Genomic DNA, 15517 nt, shown 5'->3' with positions numbered 1-15517 from the left:
GCACCCTATTTAAATCACAAGCCATCTTAATAAGGTATAGTTAGCCGATACCATTAATTCAAAGAATCCAGAGAATAAAAAGAAGTGCATTTAATAAAACAGATTTCATAATTAAAAAGATTTTTAATTATTAATTTTAAACCATTAAGATCAGCATTTATGAACAATAAAACACCGTCATGGGGGGAATCTGTCCCCTGGTTCCATGCACACACATTTAACAACCCTCGTTTTGCATTTTCAAGCGTCGCAGGACGATTTGTCGGGCTTACTTTACTCGGCAATTGCTCAGCACCACCGGTCATTAAATTTCTAGAAGCAATTAAAGAATCAAACTTAATTATAAATGATGATAAAAGTGTCCGTTTTGCCATTACCCTGAACCAGCAGGACCTGCAGGATCCTCTGGCGTTAGCGACATTCCCGAAACAACGACTCTTTTATGATGAAGATGGCAGCATTGCCAGAGAATACGGAGCACTGAGCCATGACCATGGCTCGCAGCAAGAAGCATTTTCCCCCTACTGGCTTATTCTTGACCCAACCCTCCGGGTCTATGCCAAAGGCAGCATTGATCAGCCAGACCGTTTTATCAACGCCATGCAGAGCCTGCCTGACCCTGCTCACCACGCTGCCCCCAATATAGACCTCTGGGCTCCGGTACTGCTGGTACCCAGGGTGCTGGAAACCGACCTTTGTGAAACCCTTATCCGTTATTATCAGGAAGGACAGCCTGAGCCCTCCGGTTTTATGCGTACTGTCGATGGCAAAACTCTTGAGCTTAGAGATAACAATGTTAAACGTCGCACCGACGTCAACATTGATGATGAAACGCTACAAATCGCGCTACGACAGCGAATCTGGTCCCGCCTGACGCCGGAAATTGCCAGAGCCTTCCAATTTCAGGCAACACGCATAGAGCGCTATATTGTTGCCTGCTATGACGAAAATAACGCCGGTTTTTTCAAAGAGCACAGAGACAATACCACCAAAGGGACAGCGCACCGACGCTTTGCCATCAGCATCAACCTGAACAGTGAAGATTACGATGGAGGCGAACTCTGGTTCCCGGAATATGGCAACCGCCGGTACAAGCCACCCACTGGCGGTGCCATCGTTTTCTCCTGCTCACTAATGCACGCAGCAACGCCCGTTACCCGTGGCACCCGCTATGTCACATTGCCCTTTCTTTATGATGATGCAGCCGCAAAAATACGGGAAGCCAATAACCGTTTTCTGGGTGACGGTGTTGAGCCTTATCAGAGTGAAGAGTGAGCCAGATTTCTTTTGGCCATTTACCAGCCAAAAGCAGGCAAATAGAGAGCAAGCCGCTGTCCAGCTGGGATGAGCAGCTCGATGTGATCGACCCCAATCCACCCTTTGGTGGCACCGAAGAAGACGGCATCGAAAAAAACTTCCCCGCCGACCTGTTTTTGCAGCTTATTATTGAGGTGTTAAAAGACGGTGGACGTGCGGCAGTGGTCTTACCCGATGGCACCCTGTTTGGCGAAGGCGTAAAAACCAAAATCAAAAAACTGCTCACCGAAGAGTGCAACCTACACACCATCGTGCGTCTGCCCAACGGCGTCTTTAATCCCTACACCGGCATCAAAACCAACATTCTGTTCTTTACCAAAGGTCAGCCCACCAAAGCGATCTGGTTCTACGAGCATCCTTACCCGGCTGGGGTCAAGAACTACAGCAAAACCAAACCCATGAAGTATGAAGAGTTCCAACAGGAAATGGACTGGTGGGGCGATGAGGCGGACGGCTTCTCAACACGGGTAGAAAACGAGCAGGCATGGAAGGTCAGCATTGATGAGATTATCGCCCGCAACTTCAACCTGGACATTAAAAACCCCCATGTCGGTGAAGTTATCAACCACGACCCGGATGAACTGCTGGCCAGTTATAACCAGCAACAGCAGGAATTGACCGGACTTCTGGACCAGTTAAAGGCTACGTTTGAAGACGCTTTGATCCACAACCGGTGAATAATAATTATGTCTGAACAATCGTCTGAGCAGCCGAAGTCTGGTGATCTCCGTATTTTCTCGGGGGAAAGTGGTGATGTCCGTGTGCAGCTTGATGGGGAAACCGTCTGGCTTACCCAGCGGCAGATGGGGCAGGTATTCGGCACTACGCCTGAAAACATCCTGATGCACCTGAAGAACATCTTCAAAGACCAGGAGCTTGAGGAGCTGGCAACTTCTAAGGATTTCTTAGTAGTTCAGCAGGAAGGCAAACGGCAGGTGCAACGGAACCTGAAACACTACGACCTGGATGCCATTATTTCAGTAGGCTACCGGGTGAACTCCAAGCGGGCGGTACTCTTCAGGCAATGGGCGACTGGCATCCTGAAAGACCATCTGACCCGTGGCTACACCATCAACCAGCAGCGATTCGAACAGAACGCCCTGGAGCTGGAAGCGGCGCTCAGACTGGTGCGTAAAGCGGCGGCGACATCAGAACTGCAAGGCGATACTGGCCGTGGACTGATTGAAATCATCAGCCGCTACACCCAAACCTTTCTCTGGCTGCAACGCTACGACGAAGGGCTGCTCAATGAACCCCATGGCCAACCCGGCGGCACCCTGCCCACCGAACAGCAGGCTACAAAAGCACTGGCGGAGCTGAAGCAACAACTGATGGAACGAGGCGAAGCCACCGACCTGTTTGCCCGTCCCCGGGGCGATGGTCTGGGCGCACTGCTGGGTAATCTGGATCAGAGTGCCTTTGGTGAACCGGCTTACCCTACCCTTGAAAGCAAGGCGGCTCATCTTCTCTATTTTGTTGTGAAGAACCATCCCTTTACCGACGGCAATAAACGAAGTGGCGCTTTTCTCTTTGTGGACTTTCTGCACCGCAACGGTCGCCTGTGACCGTTGACGAGATATTAAACGAGCTTTCCCAGCGCAAAGGCTACTTCCCCAAAGCCGCCGTTGAAGCCGCTATTGAGCAGAAAGAGGCAATTACCCCTTACCTGCTGAACTCCCTGGAAAAAATGGCAGCTAATGGCCGCACTGATGATGACAGCAATGCAATGCTCTCCATCTTTGCCCTGTTCCTGCTGGCGCAGTTTCGGGAGCAGAAAGCCTATCCCATTATCATCAACGTCATTAACCGGCCTGCGAAAGAAGCGGAATATCTGCTGGGCGATATCACCACCGAAGGGCTCAATCGGATTCTGGCCTCCGTATACGACGGTGAGCTGGCACCGTTACAGGCAGTAATTGAAAACGACAAGACCTATGAGTTTGTTCGCAGTGCCGCCATCAGAGCAATAACCGTACTCTATTTCACGGGCCAACTGGAACGGGATACGATTCTCGCGTATTTCAAAACACTTTATCAAGAAAGGTTAGAACGCAGCGAAAACCTCATCTGGGGCTCACTGGTTGATTACACCGGCCAAATGGGACTGGATGAATTACTGCCTGAAGTAAAGCTGGCCTTCCAGGATGATCTGGTAGACGACATGTATTGCAGTCTCAGCGATGTTGAAAATATGCTGATGGAAAAAAACAGCATGCCTGAAGAAGAAAGCGACGCTACCCTGATCACCAATACGGTAGAAGAGCTCCAATGGTGGGCCGCTTTCAGACCGGAACCGGAAGTCCGTTCGGCACCCAGAGAACCTGTCGTCCAGGCGGTAACAACGGTCCGTGATGGCCCCAAAGTCGGCCGCAATGACCCATGCCCCTGCGGAAGTGGTAAAAAGTTTAAAAAGTGTTGTGGCCGTTAGGATCGGGTCGGACATCCCACGAAAGCATCGAAAATTGAGAAATCATCCGGCCAATCGTCCTTCGACACTGGCCGGTTTTATAGCAGGCAATAACTTCGGATACCTCATACAGAGGCTCCCATTGAAGTGCCACCCAACCGGTTGAATGGCAGGCATCAGGATATTATTGACGAAAGAGAAGCCGCGCTGGCGATTCTGAAAACGGAATTAACAGGTTAAGATCATGGATGCAGCCATGATCAACCGTTTGATGATGGCGATTATTCAATTCATCTGGCATAGCAAACGAGGTTTGGCCTGTGAAGGTAAAAAAACAACCGCCACAAACTAAAGATCAATGGATTCAGGAAATTCGGGCCGCCTGGCAAGACGCCACAGAAGTGATTCCATACGGACAAGTGATCGGGCACAAGACGACAGAGCATGAACTGTTTCACGTTGCTCCCGATGTATGCCTGAAGTTTCGCGGGATTAAGCCCACCAAAACAGCCAGAAAAAAAGCAACCGATGCGGCTCTCGCCAGTTATGTGGCCAACAGGAATGACCAGCCAATACTGCTGGACCCTCATATGGCCTTTGCGTTTTGTTATATCCTTAGCCATTACGGGCTCGGGCTGATTGATATAACGGAGGGCGAGGAATTACTCGGTTTTATCGAAGACAATCTGGAGCGAATTAAATCAGACCAGACGGTGGTTTCTTTTTGAGTGCCCATGAGCATTCGATGATGACCCGTCATTAAAGCACCGCCATCAGGAACGAAAGCAACAACCCCGCTTGCGGCTGATGGCATCGATGGAACAGACGATTTCAGTCGCCCTCTCTTAACTTGGTGAAAAGGCAGTTACAAAAAATAGCAACACTCGCAACAAGACTATCTAGAATGAGTTCGTTGCAGGTGGTTATGTGCAATAAACACGAGAATTTTTCTCCGTAAGAGAAAGGTTTTTGTGCTTTGAACCTGCATAAATGCAGCTTGAGCTGTAGTCATAACAACGAATGTTGTGCTCGTTGCGGCTTTAATCAAGAGTACACCTGTGACCATTGATGAAATCTTAAACGAGTTTGCCCAGCGCAAAGGCTATTTCCCCAAAGAGGCAGTCGTCGCGGCCATCGAACAAAAAGAGGCCATCACCCCTTACCTTCTGGAAGACTTGCAAAGACTGGCCGATGCCGGCGATGCTGTTGACCAGGAGGACAACTCCGGTTTATCCCTGTTTTCCCTGTTCCTGTTATCACAGTTCCGGGAAACCCGTGCTTACCCCTTGATTGTGGCCATGGCAGCCACTGAACCAGAGACGGTTGAAATTCTGTTTGGCGATATCACATGTATGGGGCTGAACCAGATTCTTGCCTCCGTCTATGATGGTGACCTGACGCCCATTCAGTCCCTGATTGAAGACGATGATAACAGTCAGTATGTTCGTGGTTCAGCAATAGAAGCCATGGCTCCCCTATATCAGTCAGGGCAATTAACGCGGGAAACCATACTGGATTATTTCACCCAACTTTACCGTGGCAAGTTAACCCGTGAGTACAGTCAGGTATGGAATGCCCTGGTAGCCTGCACCGAAGCGTTCGGTTTTATCGAGCTGCTGGATGAGATGAACAAAGCCTTCAGTAATGACTTGACTGAGCCCTATTACTATCAGGATAACTGCCTTGAAAATTTGCTGCTTGAGCACAGCGGCGAACCCCTGTTCAGGCGTATAAAGACATCACTGATTGATGACACCGTTGCTGAACTCCAGGATTGGGCAACATTCAGACCCGAACCCAAACCGAACAGACGTAACGATGCCATCCCGGAATCACGGTTTATCCATACCGACGGTACTCTGGTTCGTGAAACACCGAAAACCGGCCGTAACGATCCATGCCCCTGTGGCAGTGGTAAAAAGTTCAAAAAGTGTTGCGGGCGATAAACACTTCTACCCTTACCCGGAAATTACCAGTAGAAAAAACACCATGACCACTGATTTTTTCCGGTTTCCCCAGACGCCCCATATTCAATGGCTGGGTTCCGGTAAACCCCGAGGGGATAAGATGCTGTCAGCTACCGATGCTGAAGAACTGCTTCAGGCAGAGCTGACAGTCGAAGAAAAAATTGATGGTGCTAATGTCGGGTTTTCGGTGAGTACTGATGAAAAACTCAGAGCCCAAAACCGGGGCGCCTGGTTGCCCTGAAGCTCCGGTGCTGTGCTTTTCGTGGGGCGAAGGCAAGAATACCATTCTGGGAATGGTCTAAGTCATTGCAAAACTTAAGCAGGTGGAAATCTGCTTCAATATAAACTAACTGAACGTGTGGTTATTATTGTTTTATGAACCGATCATCACCGGTGATACCAAGGTGTAGAAGCATGGTCGCTATTTCTTAAAAAGTAGATGAATGTTTGCCCCTGAATAGTTCCCGCCGGAAAATACCGGGATGCCTTCGGCTGCTGATGCCTTGACTAAAATCCGATTCCGCAGTTTTAGCGCTTGTAATTTCAAATTACCGAATTAAAAAGGCTGTAGATCAGTCATTCATCCGGGTATAAAATCCGCAAATCCGCAGGAAGTCCTGATATTGCAGTGAATGTGAAAGCCAAGAAGAAAAAGCTGCTGAAGCGAACAAAAAGTATTGAAACTTATACCCGAACTAATGGTCGAAATAGTCGATTGCAAATGATCCCTTACTTATTAAGAGTTGACTATGAATTTTAGTGAAATTATTAATACTGACTATAAAGAGCCACTTGGTCACCGTTCAGTATATCCTCCACCCCGTTGTGATTCATTATATCCACCCTCAGCGATCCACAACCACCGGACTTGTCGTGAAACGTCAGCGGAGTCAATAATCCCAGCTAACAGGGATCAACCTGAAGTCGACCGTAATGCAATAGGAGCTAAGTTACGCAATATCACGAAAGCCGCGGTTACACGCACACTTTCGGGTGCGACCGTGGTGCTGTACACAGCTGGTCTGGCAACATGGTTTTTTCTTGATTTATCAGATATTCCTGAAGATTCAATTAATGGAAATACAACAGACGATTGCATTGAAATCAACACCATTGCTCTTGCCAACTTGAATTGTTATAAAGCAAGGACCGTAGCTTTCGCCTCTGCATGCTTAACGTATTATGCAAATGTTGGCTGTAAAAGCATGTTTGAAACAAATCAATCCATCGTCCGGTCTGGTATGGCATCAGACCCAATCTCGCCATCATCATACAATGACCACAAGCATTGTGAAGAAGAAATAGTAGTGTTAAATATTCCAGAATCGGATAATCAATCTAGCAAATCAATGATAAACAGATCTATTAAGGTGCTAGATCGCGTCTTTGCCGTGGCGGGCGTGGGTCTTTTCGTTACTGGTACGGTATGTGCATTTTATGCTAAACATTCAGAAATCACGGATAGCCAGGCAGATGGTTTTGTGCATTCTGTAAATGGCTCAGACTATTGTCAGGAAGCCGAAGCCGAAGCCAATGACAGTGCAGGAGTCTATTTTCTCCGGGCCGGATTGAGTTTCCAATTGCTACTTCTTCGTCCAGCTTACAATTTGCTCAAACGCAAGGTGCTCAGGTGCTTATATGGGAATTGTTCTTAAATAATTCCGACATTTCCAACTCGGTTTCCGTTCATCTTGAGCGGAGTCGAAGGATGTCTGGCACGATAGGGCCCGGAGTTAACGCCCTTCGACAGGCTCAGGACGAACGGGGTTTAGAGGCTCAGAAATGTGCAAGTTATTTTGGGACAATTCCATACTGTCGTCGGAAGTAGATACGCCGCTCAGAGCCAATATCCTTAAGTCCCGTTTAACGTATTGGAAAATCAATTAAGAATAGTCTGGAAAGAGTTATTCCCAGGCTGTTCAGGTAAAATACCGCTTCCGACAACATTGCACCCAGTTAAATGTATTACAGAGAATTGTAAATCTCTGACAGATTTGACTCGAGAGGACAGGATAAGTTTCGTCAACAATCTGGTGATAATGATTGCGTGTCAGTTAGCACCTTTGGAATTCATTCGGGCAAGCACCTGCTCCCGGGGACCATCGGCAACTATCTCACCCCTGGCCAGAACAATGATTCTGTCCACCAGCTGCAGCAGGCTGGTGCGGTGGGTGATGACAATCAGGGTCTGTTCCTTGTCCAGAAAATCCGGCAGCTGCTGACAAAGCCGGGATTCATTCAGGTTATCGAAGGCACTGGTGGGTTCATCCAACAGCAACAGCTTGCCACCCTGCAACAGGGTTCTGGCTAAACACAACGCCTGTTGCTGGCCGCTGGAAAGATTCCGGCCCTGTTCACTGATTTCATGATCGTAACCGTCCGGGCACTGGTGGATAAAACTGTCCAGCCCCGTCACCCGGCACACCTGATCCAGATCCGCCCTTTTGATGAGAACCAGGGACGGCGTAATGCCCGTTACGTTCCCTTCTGGGCCTGATTTTATTTGATCGTTATTTGATGGGATGCTGATAAAGCAGGCACCGCAACTTATTAACCCATTGAATATTAAAGAAATAATAAGGCTATTTTTATTTGATCGTTATTTGATAGCAGCCTGCTGTACTATCCATGGCACTGCTGGCAAGCACAGAGGCAATATCGTCCAGCTTGCCCTTCGGCAAAATGGCAACTGCTGACCTGAATTCATAAATCCACAATCCCCAAATCACCCGGTTGACTGGTACAATAGTTTCGCTGTACCAGCCTGCCCTCATTATCTGCCCCTACATCGTCAGTAATAAAGGCTCTCAGCATTTCTTATTTGTGGACGCTCGGGAGTCTGTACGGTGAACAAGAAGCACTTTAGCGAACGAGACATCTGCACCAAATTCATCACCCCGGCCATTGTCCGAGCGGGTTGGGATCTGCAAACCCAGATCAGGGAAGAAGTCACCTTCACCGCCGGAAGAATCATCGTCCGTGGCAGGCTGCATACCCGAGGCAAAAAGCGACGGGCTGACTACATTCTTTATCATCAAAAAAATGTGCCGCTGGCGGTGATCGAAGCCAAAGACAACAAACACAGTCTGGGTGCCGGAATGGAACAGGCACTGGGTTATGCCGAGGCCCTGGATATCCCCTTTATATTCTCCAGCAATGGCGATGGCTTTCTGTTTCATGACCGTACCGGCCTTGCCAGCCAGATGGAAACCGAGCTAAGCCTTGACCAGTTCCCCTCCCCCGCCGAGCTATGGCAACGTTACAGCCAGTACAAGGGGTTGGACGACACGGCTCAACAGATTGTCTCCTTTCCTTATTATGATGACGGATCCGGTAAGTCTCCCCGCTATTATCAGGCCAATGCCATTAACCGAACCATCGAAGCCATTGCCCGGGGTCAAAATCGTATACTGCTGGTCATGGCCACCGGTACCGGCAAAACCTACACGGCTTTTCAGATCATCTGGCGACTGTGGAAGGGTAAACAGAAAAAACGCATCCTCTTTCTGGCCGACCGCAACATTCTGGTGGATCAAACCAAATCCAACGACTTCAAACCCTTTGGTCCGGCCATGACCAAGATTGAAAAGCGTCAGGTCAACACCGCCTTTGAAATTTACCTGTCACTGTATCAGGCCGTCACCGGTAATGAAGAAGTCAGAAACATCTATAAACAATTTCCGCCGGACTTCTTTGATCTGATCATTATTGATGAATGTCATCGAGGCAGTGCCTCAGACGATTCTGCCTGGCGGGAGATACTGAACTACTTTTCCGGGGCAACCCATGTGGGGCTGACCGCCACACCGAAAGAGACCAAAGACGTTTCCAACATTAATTACTTTGGGGAACCGGTCTACACCTATTCTTTGAAGCAGGGTATTGAGGATGGTTTTCTGGCCCCCTACAAAGTCATCCGCATCGACCTTGATGTTGACCTGCAAGGCTGGCGGCCAAAATCCGGGCAGAAGGATAAATACGGCAACCTGATTGAAGACCGCATCTACAACCAGAAAGATATGGACCGCAATATCGTTTTTGACGAGCGCACCCAACTGGTGGCCTTCAAAGTCACCGAGTACCTGCAGCAGACCGGCGAATTCCAGAAGACCATCATCTTTTGCACTGATATCGACCACGCGGAACGAATGCGGCAGGCACTGGTCAACCAAAATCCTGAGCGGGTCAAAGAAAACCGCAAGTACATCATGCGTATTACCGGCGACAATCCCGAAGGCAAAGCCGAGCTGGATAATTTTATCGATCCGGAATCCCGTTATCCCACCATCGTCACTACCAGTGAGCTGATGAGTACCGGTGTCGATGCCAAAACCTGCAAACTGATCGTACTGGATAAAACCATCAATTCGCCCACCGAGTTCAAGCAGATCATTGGCCGGGGTACCCGCATCGATGAGGAACACAACAAACACTGGTTCACCATCATGGACTTCAAAAAGGCAACCGAACGATTTGCCGACAAAGACTTCGATGGCGACCCGGTACAGATTTTCAAACCCAAAGAAGGCGACGATATTGTTCCGCCGGACGACATCCCGCCCGAAGATGACGACATAACCCCGGATGATATTGACGATCCCGTCGACGATGAAAGCATTGAAGATGGCGAAGAGTGGGGCAACGATGACACCGATGAGGAAGATACGCCCACACCACCGCCACCCGAAGAAGAAGGAGAGCCAGAGCCCCGCATCAAATACCATGTTCAGGGTCAGGAATTCAAAGTCTCCAAAGAACGGGTACAGCATCTGGATGCCAACGGCAAACTGGTCATCGAATCCATGCACGACCACACCAGGGAATGCGTCACCCGCCAGTACGCCAGCCTGGACGACTTTCTGCGTAAATGGGGCAGTGCCGACAAGAAAAAGGCCGTGATCGCCGAACTGGCTGAGCAGGGTGTCTTCTGGCCTGAGCTGCAAGCCAACGTCAGCAAAAAACTGGGTACTGAGTTGGACCCTTTCGACTTGATCTGCCATGTCGCCTTTGATCAGCCACCGCTCACCCGAAGGGAACGGGCGGACAACGTGAAAAAGCGCAACTACTTTACCCGCTATGAAGGGGCTGCCCGGCAGGTTCTGGAAACCCTGCTGGAGAAGTACGCCGATGTGGGCATTGAGCCGGTGGAAGAGATCACCATCCTCACCGATCAGGCCTTCAGCAAGATTGGCGCCCCCATGGAACTGGTCAGTGCCTTTGGCGGCAAATCCGGTTACCTGCAAGCGGTTCAGGAGCTGGAAGCCCTGCTTTATAGCAAACCACAATCCGCCTGATTTTTACCCTCACCTCTTTTACAATGGCGGCCCGGATAGTCCGGCGCTGCCTAATCTGTTTTTGAATAAGGATTGCCCATGTCGATCAGTACCACCATCAAGTCTATCCAGGACCTTATGCGTCAGGATGTGGGCGTCGACGGCGATGCCCAGCGAATTGGCCAGTTGGTCTGGCTGCTGTTCCTGAAAATCTTTGATGACCGTGAGCAGGAATGGGAAATGCTGAACGATCATTATGAGAGCCCTATTCCGGATGCACTGCGCTGGCGCAACTGGGCCGCTGATCCAGCCGGTATTACGGGGGACGCACTGAAAACCTTTATCGATACTGAACTGTTCCCGGAGCTGCAAACGCTTCATGCCAAAGAAGGTGATCAACGTGCCATAGTGATTCGTAATGTATTCGCGGATGCTTACAACTACATGAAGTCCGGCCACCTGATCCGGCAGGTGGTTAACAGAATTCAGGCAGATATCGACTTTAATAAGTCTCAACAACGCCATGCCTTCGGGGATATGTACGAGCAGATTCTTAAGGACCTGCAAAGTGCCGGTAACGCCGGGGAGTTTTATACACCCAGAGCCGTCACCGAATTTATGGTGGCACAGGTTGACCCAAAGCTGGACGACAAGGTGATGGACCCCGCCTGCGGTACCGGCGGGTTTCTGACCTGCGCGATTGAGCATAAGCGCAAGCATTACGTCAAACATACCCAAGCTGACGGAAAGCGACTGGAGGCGAGTATTTTCGGTGTCGAGAAGAAGCCGCTTCCACACCTGCTGGCCACCACCAATATGATTCTGCACGGCATTGAAGTACCCAGCCAGATTCGTCACGACAACACACTGGCTCGTCCTCTGAAAGACTGGACCAAAGAGGAACGGGTGGATGTTATCGTGGCCAACCCACCGTTTGGTGGTACTGAAGAAGCAGGCATTGAGAAAAACTTCCCCACCGATATCCGCACCCGGGAAACGGCCGACCTGTTTATGGCGCTGTTTATTCGCCTGTTGAAAGACAATGGCCGTGCAGCGGTGGTACTGCCCGATGGTTTTCTGTTTGGCGAAGGCACCAAATCCCGCCTGAAGGAAAAACTGCTGACCGAGTGCAACCTGCACACCATTATCCGGCTGCCCAATGGCGTTTTTAATCCCTACACCGGCATCAAAACCAACCTGCTGTTCTTTACCAAAGGCAAGCCCACGGACACCATCTGGTACTACGAACATCCCTATCCCGAAGGTTACAAAAACTACAGCAAAACCCGCCCCATGCGAGTCGCCGAGTTTGCCACAGAACAAGCGTGGTGGGGCGATGAAGCGGACGGTTTTGCCAGCCGGGTTGAAAATGAACAAGCCTGGAAGGTGGACTTTAAGGCGATCAAAACCGCCGCCGAACAACGCTGCCAGCCCCACCGGGATAACGAGGCCCGTTATAAGCAGCAGGCCAATGCGCTGGAAATGAGCGTCCGGCAACTGAAGGAGGACCTGAAGGCAACGAAGGATGCCGGTATCAAGGCCAGCCTGAATGAACAGATTCGTCAGCAGAGCGATGAAGCAAAACAGCTAAAAGCCAAAGCCGATATTGAGAAAAAGACGGCAGATGCCATCTATTGGCCCATCTTCAACTTGGATATTAAAAACCCCCATGAGGGGGAGCAGGTGAGCCACGACCCGAAAGTATTGTTGGCGCACTATCAGCAACAGCAACAGAGCATGACTGAAACCCGTAGCCGGATTAAGGCGATTCTGGAAGCGGCAATGGCTGGGGAGAACGCGTGATGTTAAATGAACTGACCGAGCACCTTGACCTGCTCACCACCACCCGCACCAACCGTTCCACCAGCGTGCGGGGGCGGGGTAACAAGCTGGAGCTGGCCGGCATTAAAAAACTGCGAGAGTTGATTTTGGAGCTGGCGGTGCGGGGCAGGCTGGTGCCGCAGAATCCAGAGGATGAACCGGCCTCCGCGTTGCTGGAAAAGATTGCTGCTGAAAAAGCCCAGCTGGTGAAAGAGGGAAAAATAAAAAAGCAGAATCCGTTACCAGCCATGAAACAAGAGGAAAAGTTCTTTGAGCTTCCGGATGGCTGGGAATGGTGCCGCCTTACAGAGCTTATCCCACAATTCCAGAATGGAGCATCGAGCCGTGGTGATAAAGATGGTGAAAACGTCATAGTGTTGCGTTTGGCTGATATCAAAAATTGGCAAGTATCGCTTGAGGATACGAGATCGCTCACTATTACCCATAACTCAATTACTCGATACTCAGTAGAGAAAGATGATGTGTTGATTATCCGAGTAAACGGCAGCGCAGAAATCGTCGGACGGTTTATCACATGCAGCAAAGATTATGATGTAATTTACTGCGATCATTTCATACGAATGCGTTTTCCAATTAAATGTTTGGATAGCAGGTATTTATCTACCCTCGGGTCATCCAGACTTATTAGAAACAAAATTGCAGACTTGTTTGTGAGTACTGCCGGGCAAAAAACTGTCAACCAAACACATATTGGTTCATTACCTATTGCTTACCCACCCTTAGCTGAACAACACCGCATCGTCACCAAAGTCGATGAACTAATGGCCCTGTGCGACCAACTTGAACAGGAAGAAACCATCAGCATCACCGCTCACCAGACGCTGGTGGATGTCATGCTCACCACCCTGACCGACAGTAAGGACGCCTTCGAGCTGGCAGAAAGCTGGTCACTGGTGGCAGAGCACTTCGACACCCTGTTCACCACCGAAGCCAGCATTACCCGACTGCGCCAAACCATCCTGCAACTGGCGGTGATGGGCAGACTGGTACCACAAAATCCGGACGATGAACCGGCAGCCAAACTGTTGGAGCGTATTTCCGCTGAAAAGGTCCAGCTAATCAAAGATGGCAAAATAAAAAAACAAAAGAAGCTACCTACCATCACAGATAAAGAAAAGCTGGTTGAATTACCAAATGGTTGGAAGTGGGTAAGACTTGGAGAAGTTATTACTTTAATTTCAGGGCAACACTTAAAGCCTGATGAGTACACCGGCTCTCATCAAGATGGAACCATACCATACATAACAGGCCCAGCGGAATTTGGGCCCGTGTATCCGACTTTTTCGAAATATACAAAAGAAAAAAGAGCGGTCTCTGAGCATGGGGATATATTGATTACCTGCAAAGGGTCAGGTATCGGCAAAATGAACCTCGCCAAAGAAACTACGGCAATAAGCAGGCAGCTTATGTCTATACGGCCAATTTTACTTAAAAGTGACTATGTCCAACTGATTACCAAATCTCTCTATCGCTACTTCCAAAGCAAAGGTGTAGGTATCGCAATACCAGGCATATCTCGTGAGGATATCAACGATGTAATCATTGCCTGCCCTCCTGAGCCAGAACAAAAGCGCATCGTCACCCGAATCAACGAGCTGATGACCCTGTGCAAGACCCTGCAACAACAGGTTCAACAAGCCCAAAGCACCCAGCAGCAACTGGCCTCCGCATTGGTGGAACAGGCCATCACCACTCATAATCAGCCCAACGAATCCCACAAGGTAGCCTGACTGTGACCACTGAAGAAATCCTGAACGAACTGAACCTCTGGGAAGGCTATTTCCCCACTGCCGCCGTCGAAGCGGCCATAGAGCAGCAGCAAACCATCACCCCGCACCTGCTGGCCCATTTACAGCATTTGGTGGACCTGGGAGAAGAGGCCAGAGAAGAAGAGGATGATGAGCACCATGGCGATCAGGGGTTGACGATGTTCACCGTGTACCTTCTGGCCCAGTTCCGTGAGGCCGGGGCGTACCCGCTGATTTACCGGCTGATGTCGGCCTGGGAGGGTTCGGCCTTTTTCCATTTAGGCGATATCGTGACCGAAGGGCTGAGCCGCATACTGGCCTCCGTTTGCCAGGGTGACACCACGTTGATCAAACGGCTGGTGGAAAGTAACGGCGTAAACCCCTATGTTCGCAGTGCGGCCCTGCACAGTCTGATCACCCTGTACTCGGAGCAGGCATTAAGCCGTGATGACCTGCTGTCGTACTTCAAAAGTATGTTCCGTCTGCACCCGATCCGTGAACCCAACCTGATCTGGAATTCTCTGGTTATCTGTTCAGAAGCGATGCGTTTCAGCGAGTTGCTACCCGATATCCGCCAGGCCTACAAAGAAGGTCTGGCCACTAACCGCTTTGCGGCCCTGAAAGATGTGGAAGTCGAAATAGAGACAGAATACGACGACCTTCGAAGGCTCAGCTACGACAAGCACTACATCACCGACACTATCGCTGAACTTAAAGGGTGGGCAGCGTTTCAGGAAGCGTATTTGAAACCCGCCGATGCGCCGTACGATGATGACGATTACTTCCATATCTCAGCCCCGGTCATCAACCAGGCGGCAAAGGTTGGCCGCAATGAACCCTGCCCCTGTGGCAGTGGCAAGAAGTTCAAGAAGTGCTGTGGCCGGTAGGCATCCAACATTTTTTTGTTGAGGTTTCTGCGACAAGACCGGTGTAAAATTTTCAGTGACGAGATAACTCTGGCTA

General features: G+C 49.8%; 13 protein-coding genes and 2 pseudogenes. 13 read left to right on the top strand and 2 right to left on the bottom strand.

Annotated features, from left to right (window positions below):
• Positions 1-159 precede the first annotated feature (159 nt).
• The 9 genes and pseudogenes from RM811_RS18045 to RM811_RS18005 all read left to right on the top strand — a co-directional run bounded on the left by RM811_RS18045 (position 160) and on the right by RM811_RS18005 (position 7346).
• Positions 160-1275, top strand: coding sequence for a 2OG-Fe(II) oxygenase (locus tag RM811_RS18045; RefSeq protein ID WP_402527092.1), 1116 nt, complete (start codon positions 160-162; stop codon positions 1273-1275).
• Positions 1272-1994, top strand: coding sequence for an N-6 DNA methylase (locus RM811_RS18040; RefSeq protein WP_402527090.1), 723 nt, complete (start codon positions 1272-1274; stop codon positions 1992-1994). Before RM811_RS18045 ends, RM811_RS18040 begins: the two co-directional genes overlap by 4 nt.
• A 9-nt stretch (positions 1995-2003) precedes the next feature.
• A complete protein-coding gene (gene rhuM / locus RM811_RS18035) occupies positions 2004-2882 on the top strand; it encodes a RhuM family protein (protein ID WP_402527088.1) in 879 nt (292 codons plus the stop codon).
• Positions 2879-3589: pseudogene (locus RM811_RS18030) on the top strand (DUF1186 domain-containing protein); the annotation flags it as partial. The gene rhuM and the pseudogene RM811_RS18030, both read left to right, overlap by 4 nt.
• Before the next feature lie 75 nt (positions 3590-3664).
• A pseudogene (locus RM811_RS18025) lies at positions 3665-3745 on the top strand (SEC-C metal-binding domain-containing protein); the annotation flags it as partial.
• A gap of 299 nt (positions 3746-4044) precedes the next feature.
• Complete coding sequence (locus tag RM811_RS18020) at positions 4045-4452, top strand: hypothetical protein (protein ID WP_402527086.1); 408 nt, start codon at positions 4045-4047, stop codon at positions 4450-4452.
• Between the two features lie 330 nt (positions 4453-4782).
• Complete coding sequence (locus tag RM811_RS18015) at positions 4783-5670, top strand: DUF1186 domain-containing protein (protein WP_402527084.1); 888 nt, start codon at positions 4783-4785, stop codon at positions 5668-5670.
• On the top strand, positions 5636-5932 hold the full coding sequence (locus tag RM811_RS18010) for a hypothetical protein (protein ID WP_402527100.1): 297 nt from the start codon (positions 5636-5638) through the stop codon (positions 5930-5932). The genes RM811_RS18015 and RM811_RS18010 overlap by 35 nt, the downstream gene beginning before the upstream one ends.
• Before the next feature lie 508 nt (positions 5933-6440).
• Entirely contained in the window at positions 6441-7346 is a 906-nt protein-coding gene (locus RM811_RS18005; protein ID WP_402527082.1) for a hypothetical protein, read from the top strand.
• 395 nt (positions 7347-7741) lie between these two features.
• On the opposite strand, the gene RM811_RS18000 is transcribed toward RM811_RS18005, so the two are convergent.
• Together RM811_RS18000 and RM811_RS17995 are read right to left on the bottom strand one after the other, a co-directional pair.
• Positions 7742-8107, bottom strand: coding sequence for an ATP-binding cassette domain-containing protein (locus RM811_RS18000; RefSeq protein WP_402527080.1), 366 nt, complete (start codon positions 8105-8107; stop codon positions 7742-7744).
• Between the two features lie 172 nt (positions 8108-8279).
• On the bottom strand, positions 8280-8465 hold the full coding sequence (locus RM811_RS17995; RefSeq protein ID WP_402527078.1) for a hypothetical protein: 186 nt from the start codon (positions 8463-8465) through the stop codon (positions 8280-8282).
• A 72-nt stretch (positions 8466-8537) separates the two neighbouring features.
• On the opposite strand from RM811_RS17995, the gene hsdR reads away from it, so the two are divergent.
• From hsdR to RM811_RS17975, 4 genes are all read left to right on the top strand, one after another.
• Positions 8538-10985 (top strand): EcoAI/FtnUII family type I restriction enzme subunit R, encoded by a 2448-nt coding sequence (hsdR, locus tag RM811_RS17990; RefSeq protein ID WP_402527075.1) that lies wholly within the window; start codon positions 8538-8540, stop codon positions 10983-10985.
• A 78-nt stretch (positions 10986-11063) separates the two neighbouring features.
• Positions 11064-12767, top strand: coding sequence for an N-6 DNA methylase (locus RM811_RS17985; RefSeq protein ID WP_402527073.1), 1704 nt, complete (start codon positions 11064-11066; stop codon positions 12765-12767).
• Entirely contained in the window at positions 12767-14536 is a 1770-nt protein-coding gene (locus RM811_RS17980) for a restriction endonuclease subunit S (RefSeq protein WP_402527098.1), read from the top strand. Before RM811_RS17985 ends, RM811_RS17980 begins: the two co-directional genes overlap by 1 nt.
• 2 nt (positions 14537-14538) lie before the next feature.
• Positions 14539-15441, top strand: coding sequence for a DUF1186 domain-containing protein (locus RM811_RS17975; protein WP_402527071.1), 903 nt, complete (start codon positions 14539-14541; stop codon positions 15439-15441).
• The last annotated feature ends 76 nt before the right edge of the window (positions 15442-15517 follow it).

It is taken from the genome of Endozoicomonas sp., assembly GCF_031844845.1.
GTDB lineage: Bacteria > Pseudomonadota > Gammaproteobacteria > Pseudomonadales > Endozoicomonadaceae > Endozoicomonas.
This window is presented reverse-complemented; position numbering and strand designations above follow the sequence as displayed.

Bases quoted from the DNA above. Each gene is read 5' to 3' on its own strand.
- RM811_RS17985 (WP_402527073.1), top strand. From the start codon at position 11,064: ATGTCGATCAGTACCACCATCAAGTCTATCCAGGACCTTATGCGTCAG.
- RM811_RS17995 (WP_402527078.1), bottom strand. From the start codon at position 8,465: ATGAGGGCAGGCTGGTACAGCGAAACTATTGTACCAGTCAACCGGGTG.
- RM811_RS17980 (WP_402527098.1), top strand. From the start codon at position 12,767: ATGTTAAATGAACTGACCGAGCACCTTGACCTGCTCACCACCACCCGC.
- rhuM (WP_402527088.1), top strand. From the start codon at position 2,004: ATGTCTGAACAATCGTCTGAGCAGCCGAAGTCTGGTGATCTCCGTATT.
- RM811_RS18005 (WP_402527082.1), top strand. From the start codon at position 6,441: ATGAATTTTAGTGAAATTATTAATACTGACTATAAAGAGCCACTTGGT.
- RM811_RS18045 (WP_402527092.1), top strand. From the start codon at position 160: ATGAACAATAAAACACCGTCATGGGGGGAATCTGTCCCCTGGTTCCAT.